At 58.3% G+C, this 25,741-nt stretch carries 20 protein-coding genes and 3 pseudogenes; 16 read left to right on the plus strand and 7 right to left on the minus strand.

Translation table 11 applies throughout. The features are described 5' to 3' along the window. The first annotated feature begins 247 nt into the window (after positions 1–247). The 4 genes from AC1D1M_RS15830 (at position 248) to AC1D1M_RS15845 (ending at position 6,606) form a co-directional block, all read left to right on the plus strand. A complete protein-coding gene (locus tag AC1D1M_RS15830; protein ID WP_477776370.1) occupies positions 248–2,041 on the plus strand; it encodes a DUF1302 domain-containing protein in 1,794 nt (597 codons plus the stop codon). Between the two features lie 23 nt (positions 2,042–2,064). After that, on the plus strand, positions 2,065–3,435 hold the full coding sequence (locus tag AC1D1M_RS15835; protein WP_477776371.1) for a DUF1329 domain-containing protein: 1,371 nt from the start codon (positions 2,065–2,067) through the stop codon (positions 3,433–3,435). Between the two features lie 141 nt (positions 3,436–3,576). Beyond that, the gene (locus tag AC1D1M_RS15840) at positions 3,577–6,120 is read left to right on the plus strand and encodes a LuxR C-terminal-related transcriptional regulator (RefSeq protein WP_477776372.1); all 2,544 of its coding nucleotides are present in this window, start codon (positions 3,577–3,579) and stop codon (positions 6,118–6,120) included. A 174-nt stretch (positions 6,121–6,294) separates the two neighbouring features. Next, positions 6,295–6,606: a hypothetical protein gene (locus AC1D1M_RS15845; RefSeq protein ID WP_477776373.1), complete on the plus strand. Its 312-nt coding sequence runs from the start codon at positions 6,295–6,297 to the stop codon at positions 6,604–6,606. Between the two features lie 56 nt (positions 6,607–6,662). Here AC1D1M_RS15845 and AC1D1M_RS15850 read toward each other — a convergent pair whose 3' ends face one another. Beyond that, complete coding sequence (locus AC1D1M_RS15850; RefSeq protein ID WP_477776374.1) at positions 6,663–7,460, minus strand: IclR family transcriptional regulator; 798 nt, start codon at positions 7,458–7,460, stop codon at positions 6,663–6,665. 162 nt (positions 7,461–7,622) lie between these two features. Between AC1D1M_RS15850 and hmgA the strand changes: the two genes are divergently transcribed. The 3 genes from hmgA to maiA are packed head-to-tail and all read left to right on the plus strand — an operon-like array spanning position 7,623 to position 10,883. Then, positions 7,623–8,927, plus strand: a complete 1,305-nt coding sequence (hmgA, locus tag AC1D1M_RS15855) for a homogentisate 1,2-dioxygenase (protein ID WP_477776375.1) — start codon at positions 7,623–7,625, stop codon at positions 8,925–8,927. 3 nt (positions 8,928–8,930) lie between these two features. Beyond that, on the plus strand, positions 8,931–10,235 hold the full coding sequence (gene fahA, locus AC1D1M_RS15860; RefSeq protein ID WP_477776376.1) for a fumarylacetoacetase: 1,305 nt from the start codon (positions 8,931–8,933) through the stop codon (positions 10,233–10,235). Positions 10,236–10,247: 12 nt separating this feature from the next. Beyond that, the gene (maiA, locus tag AC1D1M_RS15865) at positions 10,248–10,883 is read left to right on the plus strand and encodes a maleylacetoacetate isomerase (RefSeq protein WP_477776377.1); all 636 of its coding nucleotides are present in this window, start codon (positions 10,248–10,250) and stop codon (positions 10,881–10,883) included. Between the two features lie 87 nt (positions 10,884–10,970). On the opposite strand, the gene AC1D1M_RS15870 is transcribed toward maiA, so the two are convergent. Further along, positions 10,971–11,774, minus strand: coding sequence for a SirB1 family protein (locus AC1D1M_RS15870; RefSeq protein WP_477776378.1), 804 nt, complete (start codon positions 11,772–11,774; stop codon positions 10,971–10,973). 183 nt (positions 11,775–11,957) lie between these two features. Between AC1D1M_RS15870 and AC1D1M_RS15875 the strand changes: the two genes are divergently transcribed. Next, positions 11,958–12,977 (plus strand): Glu/Leu/Phe/Val dehydrogenase family protein, encoded by a 1,020-nt coding sequence (locus AC1D1M_RS15875; RefSeq protein WP_477776379.1) that lies wholly within the window; start codon positions 11,958–11,960, stop codon positions 12,975–12,977. Between the two features lie 181 nt (positions 12,978–13,158). On the opposite strand, the pseudogene AC1D1M_RS15880 reads toward AC1D1M_RS15875, so the two are convergent. Then, a pseudogene (locus AC1D1M_RS15880) lies at positions 13,159–13,398 on the minus strand (YebG family protein); the annotation flags it as partial. 276 nt (positions 13,399–13,674) lie between these two features. On the opposite strand from AC1D1M_RS15880, the pseudogene AC1D1M_RS15885 reads away from it, so the two are divergent. Then, a pseudogene (locus AC1D1M_RS15885) lies at positions 13,675–13,923 on the plus strand (phosphate-starvation-inducible PsiE family protein); the annotation flags it as partial. Between the two features lie 102 nt (positions 13,924–14,025). After that, positions 14,026–14,502: a phosphate-starvation-inducible protein PsiE gene (locus tag AC1D1M_RS15890; protein ID WP_477776380.1), complete on the plus strand. Its 477-nt coding sequence runs from the start codon at positions 14,026–14,028 to the stop codon at positions 14,500–14,502. A gap of 113 nt (positions 14,503–14,615) precedes the next feature. Here the strand turns inward: AC1D1M_RS15890 and AC1D1M_RS15895 are convergent, their stop codons facing one another. Continuing rightward, positions 14,616–16,220: an AAA family ATPase gene (locus tag AC1D1M_RS15895; protein ID WP_477776381.1), complete on the minus strand. Its 1,605-nt coding sequence runs from the start codon at positions 16,218–16,220 to the stop codon at positions 14,616–14,618. 123 nt (positions 16,221–16,343) lie between these two features. Here AC1D1M_RS15895 and AC1D1M_RS15900 point away from each other — a divergent pair. Next, positions 16,344–16,628: pseudogene (locus tag AC1D1M_RS15900) on the plus strand (phosphate-starvation-inducible protein PsiE); the annotation flags it as partial. On the opposite strand, the gene AC1D1M_RS15905 reads toward AC1D1M_RS15900, so the two are convergent. Then, positions 16,625–16,939: a DUF3509 domain-containing protein gene (locus AC1D1M_RS15905; protein ID WP_477776382.1), complete on the minus strand. Its 315-nt coding sequence runs from the start codon at positions 16,937–16,939 to the stop codon at positions 16,625–16,627. The pseudogene AC1D1M_RS15900 and the gene AC1D1M_RS15905 overlap by 4 nt on opposite strands. Before the next feature lie 309 nt (positions 16,940–17,248). Next, entirely contained in the window at positions 17,249–18,625 is a 1,377-nt protein-coding gene (locus AC1D1M_RS15910; RefSeq protein WP_477776383.1) for an L-serine ammonia-lyase, read from the minus strand. A 135-nt stretch (positions 18,626–18,760) separates the two neighbouring features. Here AC1D1M_RS15910 and AC1D1M_RS15915 point away from each other — a divergent pair, with 135 nt between their 5' ends. The 5 genes from AC1D1M_RS15915 to AC1D1M_RS15935 all read left to right on the plus strand — a co-directional run bounded on the left by AC1D1M_RS15915 (position 18,761) and on the right by AC1D1M_RS15935 (position 24,708). Then, positions 18,761–19,708 carry a LysR substrate-binding domain-containing protein gene (locus AC1D1M_RS15915; protein WP_477776384.1) on the plus strand — a complete coding sequence of 316 codons (948 nt, stop codon included), beginning with the start codon at positions 18,761–18,763 and terminating at the stop codon, positions 19,706–19,708. Positions 19,709–19,922: 214 nt separating this feature from the next. Then, positions 19,923–20,330, plus strand: coding sequence for an HPF/RaiA family ribosome-associated protein (locus AC1D1M_RS15920; RefSeq protein WP_218501101.1), 408 nt, complete (start codon positions 19,923–19,925; stop codon positions 20,328–20,330). Positions 20,331–20,585: 255 nt separating this feature from the next. Further along, on the plus strand, positions 20,586–21,158 hold the full coding sequence (locus tag AC1D1M_RS15925; RefSeq protein ID WP_477776385.1) for an RNA polymerase sigma factor: 573 nt from the start codon (positions 20,586–20,588) through the stop codon (positions 21,156–21,158). Next, on the plus strand, positions 21,155–22,144 hold the full coding sequence (locus tag AC1D1M_RS15930) for a FecR family protein (RefSeq protein ID WP_477776386.1): 990 nt from the start codon (positions 21,155–21,157) through the stop codon (positions 22,142–22,144). Before AC1D1M_RS15925 ends, AC1D1M_RS15930 begins: the two co-directional genes overlap by 4 nt. A gap of 134 nt (positions 22,145–22,278) precedes the next feature. Continuing rightward, positions 22,279–24,708, plus strand: a complete 2,430-nt coding sequence (locus tag AC1D1M_RS15935; protein WP_477776387.1) for a TonB-dependent siderophore receptor — start codon at positions 22,279–22,281, stop codon at positions 24,706–24,708. An 86-nt stretch (positions 24,709–24,794) separates the two neighbouring features. On the opposite strand, the gene AC1D1M_RS15940 is transcribed toward AC1D1M_RS15935, so the two are convergent. Then, complete coding sequence (locus AC1D1M_RS15940) at positions 24,795–25,670, minus strand: helix-turn-helix domain-containing protein (protein ID WP_477776388.1); 876 nt, start codon at positions 25,668–25,670, stop codon at positions 24,795–24,797. Positions 25,671–25,741 lie beyond the last annotated feature (71 nt).

The following is a 25,741-nucleotide window of genomic DNA, read 5'->3' on the forward strand; positions in this document are numbered from 1 at the left end:
TGCCTTGCGGCGGATTACCGTGACAGCCAGGCAAGAATAAGCCCTTGGTGTCGTAGGAAAAATACCAATTCCGGACATGCACTGTTGCAGCCCGGGCAACAGTCAGGATTCGGCTGCTCGTCGTCTGGGTGATGACCCTGTGCCAGTCATCCTTTAGAGGTACACCACGAATACCTCCTTGGTGCGCTTATCGACCCCGGTGCCCGGCAGTAGGGTGGGGCCTTCTGTCACTCACCGGGGAAGACGCATGACAAAAACAACAATGCGCGCCATCTTCACACCACAGGCGCTGGCGGCTGCTGTTGCATTAGGCTGCTGTGCCCAGGCGCAGGCCATTTCGTTCAACATCGGGGAAATCGAGGGGACGTTCGATTCCTCGCTGTCGGTCGGCGCGAGCTGGGGCATGCGTGATGCGGATAACGCCCTGGTGGGCACCGTCAACGGCGGTTCCGGCCAGTCTTCGACCGGCGACGACGGGCGATTGAATTTCAAGAAGGGCGAAACCTTCTCGAAGATCTTCAAGGGTATTCACGACCTCGAACTGAAGTACGGCGACACCGGTGCGTTTGTGCGTGGCAAGTACTGGTACGACTTTGAACTGAAAGATGAAAGCCGGCCGTTCAAGGACATCAGCGATCACAATCGCAAAGAAGGCGCCAAGTCTTCAGGCGGACAAATCCTCGACGCTTTCGTCTATCACAACTACTCCCTCGCCGATTTGCCGGGCACTGTCCGCGCCGGTAAACAGGTGGTCAGTTGGGGCGAGAGCACCTTTATCGGCAACTCGATCAACAGCATCAACCCGGTCGACGTGTCCGCGTTCCGTCGACCGGGGGCCGAGATCAAGGAAGGCCTGATTCCGGTCAACATGCTGTTCGCCTCCCAGGGCCTGACGGAGAAGTTGACCGTGGAAGGCTTCTATCAACTGGAATGGGACCAGACGGTCGTCGATAACTGCGGCACCTTCTTTGGGGTCGATGTGGTAGCGGACGGCTGCAACAAGGGCTACACCGTCGCCAACCCGGCCATTGCGCCGTTGCAGCCGATTGCTGCTGCCTTTGGCCAGGGCTTCGAGGTCAGCAAGGAGGGGGTGATCGTTCCCCGTGGCGGCGACCGCGATGCCCGGGATTCCGGACAGTGGGGTACGGCATTGCGCTGGCTGGGGGACGACACCGAATACGGCCTGTATTTCATGAACTACCACAGCCGCAGCCCGAACGTCGGGACCACCACCGCCGGCCTCAGTACGCTGGCGAGCATTCCGGGGATTGTCGCCGCCGCCAACCGCATCGCCCCCGGCAGCGGTTCAGGCCTGGCCCAAAGTGTGATGCTCGGTCGCGGCCAGTATTACCTCGAATACCCGGAGGACATCCGCCTCTACGGCGCGAGCTTCTCCACCACCTTATCCACCGGCACCGCGTGGAACGGGGAAATCAGCTACCGCCCCAACCTCCCGTTGCAGGTCAACACCAATGACCTGACCCTGGCCATGCTCAATCCGATTGCAGGCGGTGCGGCATCGCCCATTGCCACGTCACCCGGGGCTGACAACAAAGGTTATCGCCGCAAGGAAGTGACGCAGATCCAGAGCACCCTGACGCACTTCATCGATCAGGTCGCGGGTGCGGATCGCCTGACCCTGGTGGGCGAGGCGGCGGTGGTCCGGGTCGGCGGTCTGGAGCCGCGCACCAAACTGCGCTACGGCCGTGACTCGGTGTATGGCCAGTATGGTTTCGGCGGGGATACCAATGGCTTCGTGACCTCGACTTCATGGGGTTATCGCGGCCGGGCCATCCTCGACTACAACAACCTCATCGCCGGGATCAATTTCAGACCCAACCTCTCGTGGTCCCACGACGTCTCCGGCTATGGCCCCAACGGCCTGTTCAACGAAGGCGCCAAGGCCATCAGCCTCGGGGTCGATGCGGACTATCGCAACACCTACACCGCGAGCCTCAGTTACACCGACTTTTTTGGCGGCGACTACAACGTCCTCACCGACCGTGACTTCGTGGCGTTGAGCTTTGGCGTGAACTTCTGATCTGGCTGAAAAGGATGATTTCAATGCGCAAGATGATTCTGCAATTGGGCACCGTTCTGGCCCTGAGTCTGTTGGCCGTCAACGTGATGGCCGCGGTGTCGCCGGAAGAAGCCGGCAAGCTCGGCGCCAGCCTTACACCGCTCGGTGCCGAGAAGGCCGGCAATTCCGATGGCTCGATTCCGGCCTGGACCGGCGGCATCCCGAAAAACGCTGGCGCGGTGGACAGCAAAGGTTTCCTGGCCGACCCGTTCGCCAGCGAAAAGCCGTTGTTCGTGATCACCGCGGCGACCGTCGAAAAGTACAAGGACAAGCTTTCCGACGGCCAGATCGCGATGTTCAAGCGCTATCCCGAGACTTACAAGATTCCGGTCTACCCGAGTCATCGCACCGTGGCGTTACCGGCAGAAATCTATGAGTCGGCCAAGCGCAGTGCACTGAACGTAACACCGGTCAACGACGGTAACGGTCTGGCCAACTTCACCGGCAATCGGTACTACGCGTTCCCGATTCCGAAGAATGGCGTGGAAGTGATCTGGAACCATGTCACTCGTTACCACGGCGGCAATCTGCGCCGCACCATCACCCAGGCGACACCGCAGTCCAATGGCGACTTCACCGTGATTCGTTTCAAGGACGAGGTCGCCGTGCCGTCGTTGCTCAGTGATCTGAAACCGGGCAGCGACGATAACGTCCTCAACTACTTCAAGCAGGAAGTGACCGCACCGGCGCGGCTGGCGGGCAACGTGTTGCTGGTTCACGAGACCCTCGACCAGGTCAAGGAACCGCGCAAAGCCTGGATCTACAACGCTGGCCAGCGGCGGGTACGGCGTGCGCCACAGGTAGCCTATGACGGTGTCGGCACCTCGTCCGACGGCCTGCGCACCACCGACAACTTCGACATGTTTTCCGGTGCGCCGGATCGCTACGACTGGAAACTGATCGGCAAGAAGGAGATGTACATTCCCTACAACAGCTACAAGCTCGACTCGCCCGAGCTCAAGTACACTGATGTGATCAAGGCCGGGCACATCAATCAGGACCTGACTCGCTATGAGTTGCACCGGGTCTGGGAAGTCGTCGCCACGGTCAAGCCGAGCGAGCGGCACGTGTACGCCAAGCGCCACATGTATATCGATGAGGATAGTTGGCAAGTGGCGCTGGCCGACCACTACGACGGGCGTGGCCAGCTCTGGCGCGTCGCCGAAGGGCATGCCCAGTTCTACTACGATCACCAGGTGCCGGCCTACACCGTCGAGGCGCTGTATGACCTGATTGCCGGCCGCTATATCGCCTTGGGAATGAAGAACGAAGAGAAGCGCAGCTTCGAATTCAACATCGATGCAAAAGCGGGGGACTACACGCCAGCAGCCTTGCGTAGCACGGGGGTTCGGTAGGTTTCCTACAGGCTCCTACACAAAAGGGTGACTTTGCGGTCACCTTTTTTATAGCGGTCGATCAGTGTGTTGAATACTTCTTCAACAAGCGCTCGGGAGGGGGCTAGGGTGGCGCCAGAATTATAAAAAAGGCGCACCACAATGACTGCAATGACGCACTGTCTGGACCGCCCTGGCTTCCTGCCCCGACTGTCGTCCCATCATCTGTCCCGCGAGCGGTTGATTGAGCCCATGCTGGTTTCGACCGCGCGGGTGAAGTTGCTTTGCGCACCAGCCGGTAGTGGCAAGAGCGCATTGCTCACCGAATGCCTGCTGCGGGCGCCGGAGCAGTATCGGGTCTGTTGGCTGCCGCTGGCGGGGGAGTCGTTGAGTGCAGCCGATTTTCTGTTGCGCCTGACGCAAGCGCTGGGTCTGCCCTCGGTGGATGAGCCCGGGTTGCTGGCGCATCTGGCCCGATTACAGGCGCCGACCTGGCTGTTTCTGGATGATTACTGTCGAGCACCCAATCCGGAACTCGACCGGATGCTCGATCGCCTGTTGGCCGTCGCCAGCCCGGCACTGACCTGGTGGCTGAGCTCCCGTCGACGACCGCCCTGCAACTGGCCGCGGTTGCTGCTGGATGATGAGCTGTACGAGTGCGAAGGCCGGGCGCTGGCGTTTACCGAGACCGAGGTCGGGCAGTTGCTTGGTCATGTCGAGCCAACCCTGGCTGCACAAACCGCCAAAAGGGTGGTTGAGCGCAGCGGTGGCTGGTGCGCTGGCGTGCGGATCGCGTTACTCAATGGTTGTCCGTGGTCGGGTGAGCAGGGGCGTTCGGCGACATTGCTCGATTATCTGCAATACGAGTTGTTCAACACCTTGCCGTCGGAGTTGGTTGAGGTCTGGCAGGTGTTGGTTCATCTGCCGCGCTTCAATGCCAGCTTGTGCGAGCATCTTTTCGGTGCGGGTGAGGGCGCGCAGTGGCTGCGCGCGTTGCAGGACATGGGCTGCTTCATTGAACCCTGGGAAGACTCCGTCGAGTGGTTGCGGATCTTCGAGCCGCTGGCCCGGGCGATGCGTGAAGAACCGACTTCGGCCGGGCGATCCTGGCATCGCCGCGCGTGCCAATGGTTCAGTGCCGAAGAAGACTGGCAAGGTGCGTTCGAGCAGGCTCTATTGGCGCAGGAGTTCGAAGTTGCGGTCAGCCTGTTGCAGCACTTCAGCCTCGAACATTTGTTCCGGCGCGAAAATGTCTGTCTGTTGTTGAAACTCCACGAGCGTCAACATGCCGAGCTAACCCTCGTTACGCCGCAATTGGTGGGACTGGTTACCGCGGCGTTGTTGTTTGCCGGACGCTTCGATCCTGCCGCCGCGTGCATCGAACAACTGGCACGATTTGCCCCGCAGCCAACACGGGCGCTGCAACGGCAACTGCTGGCATGCTGGCAGGCGCAACAGGGCTGGTTGCTGCATTTGCAAGGCCGCATGGAGGCGGCCCGCGCGCACTTTCTCGATGCGCTGGCCGAGTTGAGCGTCGATGCCTGGCCGACGCGATTGTTGTGTCTGTCCGGGCTGACCCAACAGGCGTTGCTCAACGCCGAACTCGATGCGGCGCAGACGTTCAATCGTGAGGCGCTCTGTCTGGCGCGCGCCCAAGGCTCGCTGTTGTTCGAAGGGCTGCTTGAACTCGATCACGCGCAGTTGCTGGAGATGCGCGGAGCGCCCCGGCGCGCCGAGAGCTTGTTGGCTGATGTTTTTGCGCTGTTGTCTCGACAGGCTGATCGACCGACGCCGTTACTGGGGCGAATTGCCCTGCGGCGAGGACGCTTGGCCCTCTGTCAGGGACAAGATGAGTTGGCTGCTGGTTTCTTCCAGTCCGGCCTGGAGGACTGCCTGCAAAGCCAGGACAAACACGCGTTGTATGGCTTTCTTGGGCAAGCGCAGATGGCCGCCAATCAGCGCGATTACGCCCTTGCGTTTGATCGTCTGCGCGAAGCCGAGCGCGTGATGCAGCAGCGGCAGATTCCCGATACGGTGTATCGCGGGGTGCTGCTGCAAATCAGCAGTCATTTCTGGTTGCAGCAAGGACGACCGGAGTTGGCCTGTGAAGCGCTGACCCGTGTCTTGCGCCACTATCGCGGGCCTCGTGCGCGCCAGGCGCCACCGGCTACCTTTCAGCTGATTGCTCGCATCGAGTATCAATTGGTGTTGGCGCAGATGCATTTGCAACAGACGCAAAAGCCGCTGGATCGGTTGCAGGAGTTGCTCGATCACGCGCAACGGAACGCCATGTTGGCGCTGGAAACGGAACTGCATTTGGCGATCAGCGAAGTGGCGGATCTGACCGGCGAGCCTGCCTTGGCCAGTACGGCACTGGAGAGGGGGATGGCACTGGTGAGTCGTTGCAACGGGCAGCAGGCATTACGCGACCTGAGTCTGCGCCAGCCGGACCTGCTCTGTCGTTTGCAAGGGGAAGCCCCCGGCGCCGCAGTGGCGACAGATGCCAGTCTGCTGAGTGGCCGAGAACTGGAAGTGCTTGATCTGATTGCTCAAGGCAACTCCAATCAGCAAATTGCCGAACGTTTGTTTATTTCATTGCATACAGTGAAAACTCACGCTCGACGCATTAATAGCAAGCTGGGAGTTGAGCGCCGGACACAGGCCGTAGCGATGGCCAAGAAGTTGGGGGTTATATTGTTGCTGTGATGGTTTAGAATCGACGAGCTGTGAAGGGTTTTGTTGTGTAATAGATTTAAATACTCTGTCTCACGCATTGGAGGGGTTGTCAGTTAGTATGATCGTGGTCACGCAGCAGTAACTAATAAATGGTTTGCTTTGAGATGTGGCGCTATCAACTAACTAATAATGGAAATTTGATTCATGGAAGATCTTGATGTTGAACGAGTGCGTGCCATGTTGCACGCCAGGGTTGGTGGTCGGGGCATTGATGTTGATAAGGTGTATATCAATGGGATCTTGTCAGTTGAAAATCCGCAAGTGACTTATTCTCAAGCACTGGTATGGGCTTTTTTTCTGATGTTGCAGGATGGCGAAGTTCCTTATTTTGAGGGTGAGCACCTGGGGATCTTTTCCGAGGCCTACACGTTTGACTCGAAGTATCGCTTCAAAGGCCTGGAGTTTAATGAGATCAATGGAATTGGCGCAGACATCGCCAAAGAGTTTCTGGGCTGATTAGTCACTTGTTGTAGGCGGATGTGCCAATTTATCAGTTGGCACATCCGCTTCGTTCAACTTGCCGGAACATCAGGCTCAAAGCCCATGCGCCAACTCACCGCTTGGGTGGCAGCTAACAAGCGCTGCGCTGCCGGGCCATTTTCATCGGCGTGAAACAGCGACGTCGGCCCCACCACCGTCAACACTGCTGCGACATTGCCCATTGCGTTGAACACCGGCGCCGACAGCGCATCCACGCCGGGCAACAACAATCCATGGACATGATGCAGGCCCCGTTTGCGGATCTGTTCGCACATTGTTGCGTAGGTCTGATCATCCGCCAAGGCGTGGGCGGTAACGTTTTGCAGTTCCTGTACACGCAGATCCACGGTCTCACGTGTGGGCAGGTAGGCGCCAAATACCAGTCCCGTCGAAGAGCTGAGCAACGGCAACACCGAGCCCAGTTGTGTCACCACCGTCACCGCACGCACCGCCGGTTCGATATGCACCACGGTCGCGCCCTGATTGCCCCATACCGCCAGAAAACAGGTTTCGTTCAAGTCATCGCGCAATTCAGCCAGGGGCAGGGCGGCGACTTTCAGCACGTCCATACTGTTGAGTGCCGCCAGCCCCACGCGCAGGGCTTCGCGGCCCAGGCCGTAATGGTTGGTGGCGGCGTTCTGTTCGGCGAATCCGCTGGCGATCAAGGCCTGCAAATAACGGTGAACCTTGCTCGCCGGCATCTGCACGTGTTCGGCCAGGCGCGACAGCGATGTCGAAGGCGACAACTCGGCCAGAGCCTTGAGGATGTCGGTGCCAACCTCGGCCGAGCGGACTTTCTGTTTACCGTTGTTGTCGCTGGTTTTTTCCATGGTGGCTGGGATCCCGGGACGAATGGGCGTCTTTATAGCTTGACGGTCAATACCAATCAAATTACGTTATGCGTAATCGAATTACGATAAAAATAACCGAGGCAGGCCGGTAACTCTTCCAAAGGGTGACCGGCATTGCCGACTCCCTGTTCAGGAGGCTCCATGAACCCCGATTCAACGACGCCAGCGCTGGCCTACCAGTCAGGCTTCGGCAACGAATTCAGCAGCGAAGCGTTGCCCGGCGCACTGCCTGTCGGCCAGAACTCCCCGCAAAAAGCCCCGTACGGCCTTTACACCGAACTGTTCTCCGGCACGGCGTTCACCATGGCGCGCAGCGAGGCGCGGCGGACCTGGATGTACCGCATTCAGCCGTCGGCCAATCATCCGGCATTCGTCAAACTGGACCGGCAACTGGCCGGCGGCCCGCTGGGTGACGTGACCCCCAACCGCCTGCGCTGGAACCCGCTGGAAATTCCTGCCGAGCCGACCGATTTCATCGACGGACTGGTGAGCATGGCCGCCAATTCGGGCGCAGAAAAACCGGCCGGGATCAGCATCTACAACTACCGCGCCAACCGTTCCATGGAGCGCGTGTTCTTCAATGCTGACGGCGAGATGTTGCTGGTGCCTGAAATGGGGCGCCTGCGCATTGCCACCGAACTCGGCGTGCTTGAACTGGAACCGCTGGAAATTGCCGTACTGCCTCGCGGCCTTAAATTCCGCATTGAACTGCTCGATCCGCAAGCCCGCGGTTATGTCGCCGAAAACCATGGCGCGCCGCTGCGGCTGCCGGACCTGGGGCCGATTGGCAGCAATGGCCTGGCCAATCCGCGGGACTTCCTGACCCCGGTGGCGGCCTACGAAAACCTGCAACAACCCACAACGCTGGTGCAGAAGTTCCTCGGCGAATTGTGGGCGTGCGAACTCAATCATTCGCCGCTCAACGTGGTTGCCTGGCACGGTAATAACGTGCCGTACAAATATGACCTGCGCCGTTTCAACACCATCGGCACCGTCAGTTTCGATCACCCCGATCCGTCGATCTTCACCGTGCTGACCTCGCCGACCAGCGTTCACGGTCTGGCCAACCTCGACTTCGTGATCTTCCCGCCGCGCTGGATGGTGGCCGAGAAAACCTTCCGTCCACCCTGGTTCCATCGCAACCTGATGAACGAATTCATGGGGTTGATCCAGGGCGAATACGACGCCAAGGCTGAAGGCTTTGTGCCCGGCGGTGCTTCGTTGCACAGCTGCATGAGCGCCCACGGTCCCGACGGAGAGACTTGCACCAAAGCGATCAATGCTGATCTCAAACCGGCGAAAATCGACAACACCATGGCGTTCATGTTCGAGACCAGCCAGGTGTTGCGCCCAAGCCGTTTCGCCCTCGATTGCCCGCAACTGCAAAACACTTACGATGCCTGCTGGGCTACGCTGCCCGCCACTTTCGACCCGACCCGGAGATAACCCATGACGCAGACTTCCATCACTCGCAGCTGGGTTGCATCCGCCAACGGCCATGCTGATTTCCCGCTGCAAAACCTGCCGCTTGGCGTATTCAGCCTCAACGGCTCGGCACCGCGCAGTGGCGTGGCCATTGGCGAACATGTCTTTGATCTGCAAGCCGCCCTGGAGGCCGGATTGTTCGATGGCGCCGCGAAAGCAGCGGTCGAAGCGACCTGTGGCGGTCAGCTGAATGCGTTCTTCGAACTGGGCCGCGAGGCTCGCGTCGCATTGCGCGAGCGTTTGCTGGAACTGTTCGCCGAGGGCAGCACCCTGCACGGCAAGATCGAAGCCCAGGGCGCAAAACTGCTGCCGCTGGCGGCGGATTGCGAGATGCACCTGCCAGCGAAAATCAACGATTACACCGACTTCTACGTCGGCATCGAGCACGCGCAGAACGTCGGCAAACTGTTCCGTCCCGACAACCCGTTGCTGCCGAACTACAAGTACGTGCCAATCGGCTACCACGGTCGTGCGTCGACCATTCGCCCGTCCGGTACCGATGTACGCCGTCCGAAAGGCCAGACCTTGCCGGCCGGTCAAACCGAGCCGACCTTTGGCCCTTGCGCGCGCCTGGACTACGAACTGGAGCTGGGCATCTGGATCGGCCAGGGCAACGACATGGGCGACTCGATTGCCATTGGCGACGCCGCCGATCACATCGCCGGTTTCTGCCTGCTCAACGACTGGTCGGCGCGGGATATCCAGGCCTGGGAATACCAGCCGCTGGGGCCGTTCCTGTCGAAAAGCTTCATCACCAGCATCTCGCCGTGGGTGGTCACCGCCGAAGCGCTGGAGCCGTTCCGTCGTGCCCAGCCTGCGCGTCCGCAAGGCGATCCGCAGCCGCTGCCGTACCTGCTCGACAAGCGCGATCAGGCCGCTGGCGCGTTCGACATCGAACTGGAAGTGTTGCTGCTCACCGAGGCCATGCGCGAACAGAACCTGCCAGCCCACCGCCTGACATTGAGCAACACCGGGCACATGTACTGGACCGTGGCGCAAATGGTCGCGCACCACAGCGTCAATGGTTGCCAATTGCAGGCCGGTGACTTGTTCGGCTCGGGCACCTTGTCGGGGCCGGAGAACGGTCAGTTCGGCAGCCTGCTGGAAATTACCGAGGGTGGTAAAAAGCCGATCGAACTGGCTTCGGGCGAGGTGCGTAAATTCCTCGAAGACGGAGACGAAATCATCCTGCGCGGACGTTGCCGCCGCGACGGTTTCGCTTCCATCGGTTTCGGCGAATGCCGTGGCAAAGTGCTGCCGGCGCGCTAACAGGAGCGGGGCATGGAACTCTATACCTACTACCGTTCGACGTCTTCCTACCGGGTGCGTATCGCGTTGGCGCTCAAGGGCCTGGATTATCAATCCTTGCCAGTCAACCTGATCGCACCGCAGGGTGGCGAGCATCGGCAGCCACCTTATCTGGGCATCAACCCGCAGGGTCGCGTGCCGGCATTGCGCACCGATGAAGGCGAATTGCTGATCCAGTCTCCCGCGATCATCGAATACCTGGAGGAACGTTATCCACAGGTGCCATTGCTGTCCAAAGACCTCGCCACCCGCGCACATGAGCGTGGCGTGGCGGCAGTGATCGGCTGCGATGTGCACCCGCTGCACAACGTCAGCGTGCTCAACCGGTTGCGCCAGTTGGGCCACGATGAACCGCAGGTGGTGGAGTGGATCGGCCACTGGATCGGCCAGGGGTTGTCGACGGTGGAGCAGTTGATCGGTGATGACGGTTACTGCTTCGGCCCCGAGCCTGGGGTGGCGGACGTCTACCTGATCCCGCAGTTGTACGCGGCCGAGCGGTTCAATGTTTCTCTTGAGGCTTACCCTCGGATTCGGCGAGTGGCGGCATTGGCGGCGACGCACCCGGCGTTTATCAAGGCGCATCCGGCTAATCAGCCAGATACGCCTTAAGTCAGAAGCAGGATTAAAAGATCGCAGCCTGCGGCAGCTCCTACCCCGATCCTCGTAGGAGCTGCCGCAGGCTGCGATCTTTTGCTTTTAATGGACGATGGCATTCGGCGGCAAATGCCCCAGCCGTTCCGTCAGGCGAATCCGCTGGATCGGATCGTCGCTGAGCAGCAGTGCGTGCTCCAGGTCAAAACGCTCGGCGTTCGGGCAGTCCAGCCGTTGGTACAGGCTGGCCCGGGCCAGATAGTCGGCGGCACTGGCGTTGCCCAGTTCCAGGACGCGATCGGCGTCGATCAAGGCATTGATGAAGTCGTCGTGGGACAGGTACAACTGGCGCAGGTTGCGCGACAGCCGTTGCAGCATCTGCACCGGCTCGGCGGTTTCCAGGTGTTCGGCGCTGAGCTTTATGTTCGGGCCGTACTGGCGGTGCAATAACTCCCGACAATCGTTCGGATAAAGGCGTCGGCCGCCACAGGGATCGAGCAAATGATCGGCGCCCGGCACCCGCAGCAGGAAATGCCCGGGAAAGTTGACCCCGACCATGGGAATTTCCAGGCCCCTGGCCAACTCCAGCGCAATCAGCCCCAGCGTCAAGGGTTGCCCTCGTCGGCGCTCCAGTACTTTGTCAAGCAGTGCTACTTGCGGGCGCAATGGTGTGAAGTCGTCCTGGGCATAACCAAGGTCGTTCATGCGCCGCAGCAGCGGCTGGGCCAGTTCACTGACCGGCAGCATCGGCAAGCCGCCACTGACCCGTTGTTGCAATGCCTGGAAATCGGCCAGCAGTGTTTGCGGGTTCACCTCGCTGTCATGCTCGACCGCAATCCACAGTGCCGCCTCGAACAGCGCGGGCGGTGAACGTTGCAGGCAGGCGAAGAACGATTGGCGCGGGGTCATCAAAATCTCCGGGCAATGCCTCGTTTTAGCCCCCTCTCCGGCATTCGTCCAGTGCCGCACAAGGGCGATCAAGGGTTATTTCCGAAAGCCTGCATCGGGGCCGCTCTTATTCCGGTGCGCTTCTGCAATTTTTGGGCGCAAGCCTATACTGGCGACTACAAGAAGTGATTCGGGAGCCTTACGATGTTCGCTCTCATGCAAAGCACCCGCCTTGAATCGCTGCATCTGAGCGTTGACTCGGTCACCGGGTTGAAGGCGGTCATTGCCATTCATAACAGCCGGCTGGGGCCTGCCCTGGGTGGTTGTCGTTACCTTGCCTACCCCAGCGACGAATCAGCGGTCGAAGACGCTGTGCGCCTGGCCCAGGGCATGAGCTACAAAGCCGCGCTGGCCGGTTTGGCCCAGGGCGGCGGCGTGGCGGTGATCGTGCGCCCGGCCCATGTGGAAAACCGCGCGGCACTGTTCGAAGCGTTCGGACGCTGCATCGAACAGCTCGAAGGCCGCTACATCACCGCCATCGACAGCGGCACTTCCGTGGCGGACATGGATTGCATCGCCCAGCAAACCCAACACGTCACCAGCACCACCTCGGCGGGCGACCCTGCGCCACACGCGGCGATGGGCGTGTTCACCGGCATCCGCAGCACCGCCATGGCCCGGCTGGGCAGCGACAACCTCGAAGGTCTGCGCGTGGCCATCCAGGGCTTGGGCAATGTCGGCTATGCATTGGCCGAACAACTGCACGCCGCCGGTGCCGAGCTATTGGTCAGCGACATCGATCACGGCAAGGTGCAACTGGCCATGGAGCAACTGGGGGCGCACCCGATTGCCAATGAAGCGCTGCTCAGCACACCTTGCGACATCCTCGCGCCTTGCGGGCTGGGCGGTGTGCTCAACAGCCATACCGTCTCGCAATTGCGCTGCTCGGCGGTGGCCGGTTCGGCGAACAATCAGCTGACGCATCTGGACGTCGCCGACCAACTGGAACGCCGCGGCATCCTGTATGCGCCGGATTATGTGATCAACGCCGGCGGGCTGATTTACGTGTCGCTCAAGCACCGCGGCGAAGAGCTGTCGACCATTACCGCGCACCTGTCGAAAATCAGCTCGCGCCTGACCGAAGTGTTCGCCCACGCCCAGGCGGAAAAACGTTCGCCCGCGCGGGTGGCCGATGAGTTGGCGGAGAAAGTCTTGTACCGCTGAATGAGTTTTCCACAGGCATGAAAAAGGCCCTGAGCCATTCGACTCAGGGCCTGTTCAATTTGCGCTTTGCTTACTTGGCGGCTTTGGGGGCCTTGGCAGGCTTGGCTGGGACGATCGGCTCAACGGCTTCAACGACCTCGGCCGCTGCGACTGGTTCTGCGACTTCAACCGGTGCGCTGAGCAGTTCGGACAGGGCGTCCGGCTGGCTCTTGAACGCCTTGGCGAACACATCGCGATTCTTCGCCATGTAGATCCCGGCTTCTTCCACTTGCTGCTCGGTCAGGGACGGAACGGCTTTCTGTAACACTTCAGCCAGCAGTTCGGCCAGTTCGAGCATTTTGTCATGACGGTCAGCTTCGGCTTTATCCATGAACAAGCGCTCCAGATCTCGGCTGCTGCGGTATACCACTTCGACGGCCATTCACCACCTCACATGCCTTCACATTGGTTGTCGATTTCGACTACTGTATCTATATACAGCTAAAGAATAAGCGAAACCCTGTCTTTTGGATAGTGGCTTTTCAATGTAGACCGGATTCGACATTTGTCAGGTGAGGCGCCGCACAGGTGCGACCAAACGCCACGGCGCGCAATCCAGAGCGGCTCGCCATCATGGGCTGGCCTTTTTTCTGCATGCAGAAAAACCGTCACGTCCAACCCGCATCATCCGGTCGAACCGACCTAAGGAAGCATCATCGTGAAAATCAACTGGGCCGAAAAGCTGCGGCAGAACGTGCATGAACTGGCCGAGTCCCTGGGCAATCTGTTCGTCGAAACCTTTCACTACCTGGCGCTGTTCGCCATTGGTGCGGTGACCGCGTGGGCGGCGGTGATGGAGTTTCTCGGCATGATCGAAGAGGGACACATCAAGATCGATGACATCTTGCTGCTGTTCATCTACCTGGAACTGGGGGCGATGGTCGGGATTTACTTCAAGACCAATCACACGATACTAACACTCGAAATAAAATGTAAATCCAGCCAAAACGTGCTTCTGGCTGCTTGACCCTTTGCTGTACGTTTCCTCGTCTGATCGGAGCGGTAGAAAATGGATAACCTGAACTGGGCTGAAAAGCTTCGCAAAAACCTTCATTGCTCGGCTGACTCGCTGGGGAATCTGTGTGTTGAAGCCTTCCACTATCTAGCCTTGTTTGGCATTGGAGCTATCACTGCCTACGCTGCCGTTGTTACGTTTATCAGGATGCTAGGCGAAGGTAGCGTGAGTGTTGACGACATTCTCTTGCTATTCATTTACCTAGAATTAGGGGCAATGGTAGGTATTTATTTTAAAACAAACCATATGCCGATCAGATTCCTTCTTTATGTGGCTATTACCGCTTTGACAAGATTGTTGATTGGTGACGTGTCACACCATAAAGATCCAGATTCTGGTCTGTTGTATGTATGTGGTGGGATTTTATTGCTTGCTTTTTCAATATTGGTTGTTCGTTTTGCATCCTATAAGTATCCGTCTACAAAAACTGTGGGTGCAAGTGGTGGAGACATAGAAAGTGGTGAACGTTGAAATGTTGGGGCTAGATTGTTTTTTTGTCACGGCTCATGGTTAACGGGTACCCGGGTCTAGCTGATTTACGCCCTAGATCACCAAATTTTTGGTGGTCTAGGGGACGAAAACTATTAGATTTTTCCGAAAATGCATTCCTCCAGTTCTAGATAAGTTGGAGAGTCTGGTGACATGGTTTTGGATATGTTAAGTTTTAATTTGTCGGCGTTGATGCTGGTTGATAGGCTGCATATGTTGCGAATTCTTGAAGAGTCTTCCTTTATGCTTTGGTTCTCTATATCGGTGACTAGCTTGTCGTAACTATCTTCATCGAATTGCAGGTTGTTGTTGTGGCAGTAACTTTGTAGTGCGTCTTTGCTAAATAAGTAATTTTCAATTTCCCAGCGTTTCAACATGCGATGATTATCTGGGTTGTTTTCTAGATAAAGTTCTCTGTCATGAGAGGTAATAGGTTTTCCTGAGCCGGAATCACGATCTTTAAGAACAAGAATTTCCACAGTGGGTAATGCTTTAGAGAGAATGGAAATTGCGATTTGACTCCGTTGATCAAGCTCTGTGTTTCCTCCGCTGGATACAAATAAAGTATCAGGGTACTTTTCGTTGAAAATATTATTGAAAGCTTGAGCGTCCATGCCTCTCTCTTTCCCTCCGATGCCCGGTGCGTCACGCCCTTCGCAGTATATTATTCTCTTTGGGCTTAGTAGATGGGCCAAGTCGTCAAGTGCTACTTCAAAAAGCTTACGCCAAATTGCTGAACTTTTTATTGATGGTTTTATTACTATCGTTTCTGATGCATAGTTTTGAGTCTGGTCAAAGTAAATGAGTTGGCATTCTTGCTTGAATTCTTCTTGTAGTGCTCTTATGAAACCTATGCTGTGAGTTGTGAGCCATATTTGGCAGTTCTCCCCAACTAATTTATTAATTTCTATGAGAAGTTTTTTCTGAATTGATGTGTTTATGTGTAGTTCGGGTTCGTCTAGAAGAAAAATTGTGTTGTCGAAATTTTCCTGTCTTAGATACAGGTCAAGAAGTAGGTCGACTACTTCCTTTTCTCCAGAGGAAAGAACATTGAATGGAAATGGAGTAGGGTGTCCTCGTTTTTTGAAAAATAAAGTTCCTTGGGAGCTTTCTATATTGCCTATGTTATCTATTTCGATCTCTAGGCAATTTCTTAGTGATGAGTTAAGGTCTTCGATGATTTTTAATTTTGCTTCGCTTGGTTTGCAGTCATTATCGTTCATGTATTTCATGAATTTAATGTTTAGGCGTCTATAGCTTTCTTCCATTTTGTCATCGAGATCTGAAGCGGAAGATGCTCCGTAGTTATTCAGTGAGATTTCGCTGACGGCTCGGCTTTGAGTGACATTTAGGTTGCTGTTATAACGATATGGGCTTCGGAAAGAAAATATGGTGTTCTCCATTCCCGGGCGTGATGCTCTTATTTCTTGGTAGCTACCTCCATCAAAATCTAGCCTTACACTTTCATAATTAAAGCTTCTATCTCCTCGCATAGAGTGATAGTTGTGGTCTTTTCCTCCCTTGTCTCCGAGCATGTTCCATGCGTTGTGATGGAATAATATCCCATCAAGAACACTGCTCTTACCACAGCCATTAGCTCCTACTAAAGCAACAACTCTTGCAGGAGAGTCTCCTAAGTCGATGGTTATGTCATGAAAACGCTTATACCCGTTAAAAAGTCTAACTTTCTTGAGCCGCATGTTAAGTCTCTAAGGTTATGACCTCATCATTGTGGTCAACTTGAGAAGTTAGCATGGCTGAATGCTTGATGGCGATAGGCCTGTAATTTGAAAGAATTCCGATCTCTTGAGCATAAGTAGGCTGCAATGGTCTTCGGTGTGGTCAAGACCAACCATATGCCCGTGCGCTTTCTGATCTACGTGGCGATCACCGCGCTTACGCGGCTGCTGATTTCCAACGTTTCGCACCACAACCCGCCGGACCTGGGGATCATCTACCTGTGCGGCGGGATTCTGCTGCTGGCGTTTGCGATTCTGGTGGTGCGTTACGCTTCGTCGCAATTTCCTTCGGTGAAAATTGAGAACCCACACCGCAAAACAGGTGCGGGCTCCAGTGAACATCCGGAAGTAGAAAAGGGCGAGCTTTAAAGCCCCATGGCGGGTCGGGGCCGGCCTTTGGTTGGTGGTGGCAGGTTGGGCGTGCCGCCATCGGTCATGGATTCGAGGATGGCCACGGCACTGTGGCCTTGTTCGATGGCAATGCCGAATTGAATGCTTTGCACCAGACGCTTGAGACGTTGCGGGTCATTGCGTTGTTCGGCGCTGATCATGCGTTTGGCCATCACGCGGCCACTGTTGGAAAGGGTCAGCATGATGCTGCCGTCCAGGCCCTGAATGCTCAGGTTGATCTGGTAATCCGCTGCAAAGGCATCGGTAATGAGCTGGAAAGGGTTGTCCATGATGCGTCACCGCCTGATTGAACGTGCAGTTGTTGACCGGCCGTGATCGGGTTGGTTCGCAATGCCTGACCACCGGCCATCTCGCCATCATTGTTCCTGCAGGGAAGTAGCAAGGCCCATGCCGGAAAAATTGTCGGACAAAAAAACCGTTCTGTAGGAGCGAGCCTGCTCGCGATGGTCGTGAACGATAACGCGTAAAACCAGATGGTTCGCGGCTCCTGAGGGTTTTTCGCGAGCAAGCTCGCTCCTGCAGGGGCCGCGTTTTCTGCCCGTTTCAGGGCAATAACGGCTGTCGTGCAACCAAAACGGTCAACATTCCACCCAGTTCACCGCCAATCCGCCCCGTGACGTCTCTTTGTACTTGTCGTGCATGTCGGCCCCGGTGTCGCGCATGGTACGGATCACCCGGTCCAGGGAAATGAAGTGCTTGCCGTCGCCGCGCAAGGCCATTTGCGTGGCGTTGATGGCTTTCACTGYGGCGATTGCGTTGCGCTCGATGCACGGCACTTGCACCAGTCCGCCAACCGGGTCGCAGGTGAGGCCGAGGTTGTGTTCCAGGCCGATTTCGGCGGCGTTTTCCAGCTGCTCCGGGGTGGCGCCAAGCACCTCTGCCAGGCCTGCGGCGGCCATGGCGCAGGCGGAGCCGACTTCGCCCTGGCAGCCGACTTCGGCCCCGGAGATCGAAGCGTTTTTCTTGCACAGGATGCCGACGGCCGCTGCGCCCAGGAAAAACGCGACCACGTCGTCGTCAGACGCATCGGCATTGAATTTCATGTAGTAGTGCAGCACCGCGGGAATGATCCCCGCCGCACCGTTGGTCGGCGCTGTGACCATGCGTCCGCCAGCGGCGTTTTCTTCGTTCACGGCAAGCGCGTACAGGTTGACCCATTCCATTGCTGACAAGGTGGAGGTGATGACATTCGGCTTGCCGATTTCCTGCAGGCTGCGATGCAGTTTCGCCGCTCGACGTGGAACATTCAGACCGCCGGGCAGTACGCCTTCGTGGCGCAAGCCTTGCTCGACGCATTCGCGCATCACCGACCAGATGTGTAGCAGGCCCTGGCGGATTTCAGCGTCACTGCGCCACGCCCTCTCGTTGGCCATCATCAATTCGGAAACACGCATCCCGTGCTGGTCGCAGAGCTTGAGCAGTTCGGCGGCACTGGAAAAGTCGTAAGGCAGCACCACATCGCCAGCCGGTGCGATACCGGATTCGGCTTCAGCCGCTTCGATGATGAAACCTCCGCCAACCGAGTAGTACGTTTGCTCGAACAATTCGCCGGTTTCACCGAAGGCTGTCAGGGACATGGCATTGGGGTGGTAGGGCAGGCTTTCGTCGAGCAGCAGGAGATCGCGTTGCCAGTCGAAGGCAATTTCCGCAACGCCTGCCAGACACAATTTGCCGGTTTCGCGCAGGGTGTGAATGCGCCTGTCGATGGTGGTGGGATCGATGCTGTCGGGCCATTCGCCCATCAGGCCCATGACGCAGGCGCGATCCGTTGCGTGGCCGACGCCGGTCGCCGACAGAGAACCGTAAAGGCGAATCTCTACGCGTCGCACGTCAGCCAGAAAACCGTGATCGACCAGTGCCTGGGCAAACGCTGCGGCAGCGCGCATCGGACCGACGGTATGGGAACTGGACGGACCGATGCCGACTTTGAAGAGATCGAAAACACTGATAGCCATGCTAAAGCCTTTACATGCAATGGAAGGGGAATCGCTGCCATTTCTGTAGGACAAGCGCAATTTCAGCGATACTGCCCGTCAAGGTCCTACGTGACCAACGAAAATTCCTAAGACATCCTTTAGCAGGACTAAACGATGAGCCGTCAACTGCACGCCCAGACCTATGTCTGGCTGAACGTGTTTGCCTGTGCCGCGCGGCACTTGTCGTTCACCCGCTGCGCCGAAGAGCTGCACATCACACCGGGGGCGGTCAGCCAGCAGATCCGCCAGTTGGAAGAACGCCTGGGTTTTCGTCTGTTTCACCGCCGCGCCCGCGGAGTGGAGTTGAGCGCTGAGGGCCAGCGCCTGGCTATTACCGTCAACGAAGCCTATGGCAGCATCGACGCGGAATTGCGGCGACTGGATGCGGGCATGATCAGCGGGATTCTGCGGGTGCGTTCGATTCCGTCGTTCCTGAGCAAATGGCTGACGCCGCGCCTGCCACGTTTGCAGCAGCGTTTTCCGGACATTCAGTTGCGCCTGGTGGCCGAGGACAGCAGCGTGCCGTTGCATGAAGGCGACTTCGACCTGGCGATCGACCTGAACGACGGCAGTTATCCGGGCCTGTTATCCACAGCCTTGCTCGATGAACAGATTTTTCCGGTGTGCGCGCCGAGCCTGTTACGTGGTCGTCCGCCGCTGCACGGTCCGGCAGACCTGATGCACTTTCCCTTGCTGCACGACATCACCGCCTGGCGCGGCAGCTATGAGTACGCGGAATGGGAGTTTTACCTCAATGCCATCGGCTTCGAGGGGGCGGATGTGCGACGCGGGCATACGTTCAATCGCAATCACCTGACGATCGAAGCGGCCATCGCCGGGATGGGCGTGGCGATTGCCCGACGAACGTTACTCAATGATGAGTTGGAGCGCGGGGCGTTGATCGTGCCGTTTGGTCTGGCGGTGCCCAATCACAAGCGCTACATGCTGCTTTACGCACCGGGGGCGTTGAGCCATCCGGGTGTGCGCGCGGTGCACGATTGGTTGGTGGAGGAGGCGGGTGCTTTTCGCAGCCTGCACCCGTTGGCGGAGCGGCAAATGTGAGCAATTATTACGTAAGAGCAGGGCGACCCAACTCCCGACCTTAACAGCGCTTTTACCGGTTGTCCGGATTTTTTTACGATTGGAAATTTATCTTTTTTAGGGGGTTGAATTGTTCAGCGTACAGACCGATTGTGTAAGTAAGAGGTCACGGTGATGACGCCCAAGGGCTTAGCTGACCGGCCTCTCGCGAGCTAGCTGAAATAAGGGATGAACTATGCAAATCCAAGTCAATAGCGATAACCATATTCAAGGCAGTAAACGACTGGAGGAGTGGGTACGTACGACCATTGAGAGCACGCTCGAACGCTACGAAGAGGACCTGACACGAGTCGAGGTTCACCTGCGGGACGAGAACGGCGACAAGCCGGGTCCCCACGACATGCGCTGCCAACTGGAGGCGCGGCCAAAAGGCCATCAACCGGTTTCCGTCACCCATAAAGCCTCCACCATGGAGCAGGCGATCGACGGAGCGGCCACTAAACTTGAACATGCGCTGGAGCATATGTTCGGCAAGTTACGCGGCAAACGAGCCAATGTGGTGCCCATCGAGAGTGGCACCCATGCCGATCAGCTGCTGGAAGAAGAGTTTCTGGAAAACGAACAGGCGGCGCTTAACGGCTGACACCTGATTCACTTTTTTACCTTCCCATGAAAACGGGCCTGCATTGCAGGCCCGTTTTCGTTTCGGTGGCTTTTGGATTCCATGGCCATTGGCCTGGGCTATCGGGACGGCCGAGTTTGCGGTGCAGCCAGTGGGCGTAATAGAGGGCTGCACCTGATCCTTTTGCATATGAGAATATTTATCATTAATATTGCGGCCTTGCCGGCCCCCTGACGCTGTCGTGGCCTCACCGGTTTTCAGGTCGAAACATGAACGATGATCACTCTCCCACCCGACCCCCGCGATATCGAGCGCGATCAACAGCGCGGCGACCGTGCGCATTTTCTCCAGGTGTTTCTCTCCCAGCGTTCACAAATGGAAGCACTGGTGAATCGTCGCGTCGGTTGCCGGGCGACGGCGGCTGATCTGGTGCAGGATTTGTTCCTGCGTTTCTGGCGGCGGCCGCTGGTGCAAGTCGAGGAGCTCAGCACTTACCTGCTGCGCTGCGCCGGCAACATCGCCATCGACCATTTGCGTAGTGAAGGCACGCGGGTCCGGGCCAGCGAAGGCTTGATGGTGGAGCCACCGGACAGCCATGACGTTGGACCGCAAGCGGCGCTGGAGGCGGGTAACGATTTGCGTCATGTCGAAGCCGCGTTACGCGCGTTACCGGAGCGCACGCGGCAGATCTTTTTGCTCAATCGCATTCACGGCCGTAAATACGCCGAGATCGCCAAGGCCATGGGCTTGTCACAAAGTGCCGTGGAAAAACATATGATGCGCGCCCTCGAAGCCTGCAAGGCGAGCCTTCGGGAGCCCGAAACACGAACGCCAGGGAAAGCACCGTGAACCACTTCGAACGCGTCACCCCGACGCCCGCGCAGGAGCAGGCCGCGCTGGCCTGGCTGAGCCTGTTGCATGACCAGCCCGGCAGCGGTGACCAGGCTACCTTCAGCCAATGGCTGCAAGCCGACCCCGCCCATGCCGAGGCTTATGCCCAGGCGCAGGTCTTGTGGGAGTTGAGCGAAGGGCCGGCGCGTACGCTCGCCAATGAAGACGCTTTTGCCTTGCAAGGGTATCTCAATGCCATGGACAAGCCGCGGCGCAGCACGGTCGGGCGCAGGTCCGGTGCACTGGCGATGGCCGCGTGCCTGCTGTTGATGATCAGTCTCGGCACAGGCTGGCAGCCGATGCGCTGGATTGATGACCTGGGGGCGGATTACGTCTCGGCACCGGGGGAAATTCGCACCGTCACCCTGGCCGATCAGTCGCAGGTGACACTGGATGCCGACAGCGCCATCGCCGTGGATTTCAGTCGCGGCGAGCGGCATGTGCAACTGCGTCGCGGCGCTGGATTTTTCAGCGTGACCCACACCGGCGAGCCCTTTGTGGTGGGTGCCGAGAAGGGGCAGGCGCGGGTCTTGGGCACGCAGTTCGAAGTCCGTTTGCAGCCCCGCGGCGCGCAGGTCACGGTGTTGTCCGGACGGGTTGGCGTTACGGCGGAGCAAAACGCCGAACAGCAAATTCTCACCGCCGGCCAGCAAGTGGCCTACGGCGAAGGTACGGCAGAAAAACTCCACGCGGTGGACAGCGAAGCGCAGTTGGCATGGCGCCAGGGTTGGCTCAATTACTACAAGGCGACGCTGGCCGATGTGGTGAATGACCTGAGTCGCTATTACCCAGGGCGAATCGTGCTGCTCAATGATGAACTGGCGGCACGCCGGGTCAGTGGCAGCTTTCCGAGCAGGAAACCGCAGGCGGTGTTGAGTTCGTTGCAGGGAGTGTTGGGGTTTGAACAGCATCAGGTGTTGGGGCATCTGATTATTCTGCGATGACGGCAGAACAGGCACTCAATCACTCAAGTAAAAATATTTTCAAATTGTGATGAGGTAAACCCGATTGCCATCCGTGTAGTGACTGAAACTGCGAGTCATTCGCATCCGTTGCAGTTCTACACAGGTCATGAGCAATGAAGTCCAGGGCAAAATCGGGTTCGGTCAAACAATGGTTGGGTGTTTCTGCGTTGAGCTTTTCGGCATTGGCGTTGCTGCCGCCGAGCGTGGCGCTGGCCGCTGAGGCCGGTAACAGCCAGCAACGTGCGCAGTTCAGTTTTTCCCTGGCCGCCAAACCGCTGCCCCAGGCCCTGAGTGATTTCAGCCGGGTGACCGGCATCAGTGTCGTCTACACGAATGAAGCGCCGTACGGCCTCAATGCGCCGGCGGTCAATGGCCAGATGAGCGCCGAACAAGCCCTGCAGCGACTGCTCGCAGGTTCGGGCTTGACGTTCCGTCGCACCGACGGCCACACCATGGCGCTGGAACCGCGGCCGACCGAAGGTGCGTTGAACCTGGGCGCGACCACTATCACCTCGGTGATGGACGATTCCATGAGCTACCAGCCGCCATCGACCTCTTCGGTGATGCGCTCCTCGGCCCCGATTCAGGAAATCCCGCAGACGATCAACGTCGTCCCGGCCCAGGTCATCCGCGACCAGGCGCCGCGCAATCTCGATGACGCCCTGGCCAATGTCAGCGGCATCACCCAGGCCAACACCTTGGGCAGCACCCAGGATTCGGTGATGGTCCGCGGTTTTGGCGACAACCGTAACGGCTCGATCATGCGTGACGGCATGCCGATCGTGCAGGGCCGTGGCCTCAACGCCAGCGTGGATCGGGTCGAAGTGCTCAAGGGCCCGGCCTCGTTGCTCTACGGCATTCAGGATCCGGGCGGCGTGGTCAACATGGTCAGCAAGAAGCCCGAGTTTGAGCAGTACAACGCGCTGACCGCGCGCGGTTCGAGCTATGGCGACGGCAAGAACGGCAGCGGCGGCGGCCTCGACAGCACCGGTGCCCTCGGCGATTCCGGGTTGGCCTACCGCATGGTGCTGGACTACGAAGACGAAGATTACTGGCGTAACTTCGGTGTGCATCGCGAGAGCCTGATCGCACCATCCCTGGCCTGGTACGGCGAAAGCACCAAGCTGCTGTTCTCCTATGAACACCGCGAATTCCTCACGCCATTCGACCGCGGCACGCTGATCGATCCACGCACCAACCATCCGCTGGACATTTCGCGCAACGAGCGTCTCGACGAGCCGTTCAACAACATGGAAGGGCGTTCGGACCTCTATCACTTCGAGGCCGATCACGAACTCAACGACAACTGGAAAGCCCATTTCGGCTACAGCTGGAACCGCGAAACCTACGACGCCAGCCAGGTGCGCGTGACCGCCATCGACACCAAAAAGGGCACGCTGACCCGCAGCATGGACGGCACGCAGAACGCGATCAGCACCGACCGTTTCACCACCGCAAGCCTCGAAGGCAACGTGAATGTGCTCGGCATGCAGCACGACCTGCTGTTCGGCGTCGATGACGAATACCGCAAGATCTTCCGCGAAGACCTGATCCGCCAGAAAAGCCTGACCACCTTCAGTTACGTCAATCCGGTATATGGTCGCGAAGTGCCGGGTACCACCGTCAGCGCTCCCGACAGCGCGCAGACCGATGAACTGCGTAGCGATTCGGTGTTCCTGCAGGATTCCATCCACCTCAACGATCAGTGGATTCTGGTGGCCGGTGCGCGCTTCCAGGCGTACGACCAGTACGCCGGCAAAGGTGTGCCGTTCCACGCCAACACCGACAGTAACGGGCAGAAATGGGTGCCGCGCGCCGGCCTGGTGTACAAGTACACCGACGCATTGTCGTTCTACGGCAGCTACACCGAGTCGTTCAAACCCAACTCGACCATCGCGCCATTGAGCGGCAGCAGTACCGTGCTTGACGGCGGCATCGCGCCGGAAGAAGCCAAGTCCTGGGAGCTGGGGGCCAAGCTTGATCTACCGGGCCGCGTCACCGGCAACATCGCGCTGTTCGACATCAAGAAGCGCAACGTGCTGGTGGCCAACGCCGAAGGTCCGACCACGATTTACAGTGCCGCCGGTGAAGTGCGTTCCCGTGGCCTGGAAGTGGACTTGAGCGGGCAGCTCACCGATCGCTGGAGCATGATCGGCAGCTATGCCTACACCGATGCCGAAGTCACCGAAGACCCGGTTTACAAAGGCAATCAGTTGCAAAACGTCGCCAAGAACAGTGGCTCGTTGTCGGCCGTCTATGACTTCGGCAGCGTCATTGGCGGCGACCAACTGCGGGTCGGCGCCGGGGCGCGTTATGTGGGTGAGCGGGCGGGCAACGCGGTGAACGATTTCGATCTGCCGAGCTACACCGTGGTGGATGCGTTCGCTACCTACGACACCAAGGTCGAGGGGCAAAAGGTCAAGTTTCAGCTCAACGTGAAGAACCTGTTTGACCGCACTTACTACACCTCGGCGGCGAGTCGGTTTTTTGTGTCGATGGGGGATTCGCGGCAGGTGACGCTATCGAGCACCTTGGAGTTCTGACGACAGACCGCGTCATCGTTCATCGTCGGAACGCCGCCCGGAGCCGGCTCGCGATGGCGGCCTGAAAGACACCGAAAATCCCGCACCTAGCGCAAAAACGCCTGTCGATACTCACCAGGCGTTCCGCCCAGGGCCTGGCGAAAGCGGTTGGTGAAATGGCTGGCGCTGGAAAATCCACAGGCCAGCGCAATCTCCCCCAGTGGTTGCGAGGTCGTGCGCAGCAACTCCCGCGCCCGGTTCAGGCGTCGTGCCAGCACATACTGATGGGGCGGCAAGCCGAAACTCTCGCGGAACATCCGTGCGAAGTGGTATTCCGACAACGCGCACAACGCCGCCAACTGACCGAGGCTGATGGCCTCGTCCAGATCGCTGTCGATGAACTCCACCAGATGCCGACGCTGATGCGCGGCCAACCCGCCTTTAAGGCGCAGGCCTTGCCGGGCGTTGACCTGGCTGAGCAGGGCATGGCTGAGCAACTCGTGAGCCAGGCTGCTGGTCAGCAGGCGTTCGCCCGGCTCGTCCCAGTTCAAGGTGATCAACTGCCGAAAGCGCAGCGCCTGCTGCGGATCATCGAGAAAGGTCTGTTCGCGCAGTTGCATTTCCCGTGGCTCGCGATCGAGCAGGGTGACGCAGCCGAGGGCAAATTGTTCGGGGCTGAAATACAGGTGCGCCAGGCGAATATCGCCGTTGATCACCCAACCTGACTGGTGGTCGGCCGGCAGGATGCACAGTTTGTCCGGACCACCCTTGTTGCCGGGCTGGTCGCGGCGAAAGGTGCCGGTGCCGCCGGCGAGGTAACAGGACAACGTGTGGTGGCTGGGCGCTTCGTAATCCTGGGCATCGTGGTGATTGCTCCACAAGGCTGCGGACAAGCCGTCACCGAGCTCGGCGCTGTGCTCGAGACGAGCATTCGGCGAGCGGTTGAGGGCTTGAAAGACTTGCAGGTTGTCCAGTGCGGCCATATCGGTTCTCTCCAACGCCTTGCATCCTACTCCGTAGATGTTCCCCTGCCAGCCTGTCGCCAGACAAAAGC

It is taken from the genome of Pseudomonas sp. P1_F7 (assembly GCF_056405655.1).